The sequence below is a fragment of the Shewanella sp. 10N.286.54.B9 genome (assembly GCF_041468565.1).
Taxonomy (GTDB): Bacteria; Pseudomonadota; Gammaproteobacteria; order Enterobacterales; family Shewanellaceae; genus Shewanella.
Window position 1 is genome coordinate 1 of sequence record NZ_JBFRIY010000125.1, and the last position, 416, is coordinate 416.

Sequence of the window (416 nt, forward strand, 5' to 3'; positions counted from 1 at the left end):
TAACAGCTTTCTAAATTCACCAAATTTGTCTGGAAACCAAAGAGCTGTGGTCCCACCTGATCCCATTCCGAACTCAGAAGTGAAACACAGTATCGCCGATGGTAGTGTGGGGTTTCCCCATGTGAGAGTAGGTCATTTCCAGGCGCCTAATTAAGTCGTTTATTTAATTGCTGTGATATTTCACATAAGACAAATAAATATATGCACGATTTTGCTGATATGGCTCAGTCGGTAGAGCGCATCCTTGGTAAGGATGAGGTCCCCAGTTCGATTCTGGGTATCAGCACCATTTTGAAAGAATTTGTCTGGAAACCATAGAGCTGTGGTCCCACCTGATCCCATTCCGAACTCAGAAGTGAAACACAGTATCGCCGATGGTAGTGTGGGGTTTCCCCATGTGAGAGTAGGTCATTTCC

The 416-nt window shown here is 45.0% G+C and carries 1 tRNA gene and 2 rRNA genes; all 3 read left to right on the forward strand.

Annotated elements, in window-relative coordinates:
- The first annotated feature begins 28 nt into the window (after positions 1-28).
- Positions 29-144 (forward strand): 5S ribosomal RNA (gene rrf / locus AB4135_RS22080).
- Positions 145-213: 69 nt separating this feature from the next.
- Positions 214-289 (forward strand) — tRNA-Thr (locus AB4135_RS22085).
- Between the two features lie 15 nt (positions 290-304).
- Positions 305-416: ribosomal RNA gene (gene rrf / locus AB4135_RS22090) — 5S ribosomal RNA — on the forward strand; the annotation flags it as partial.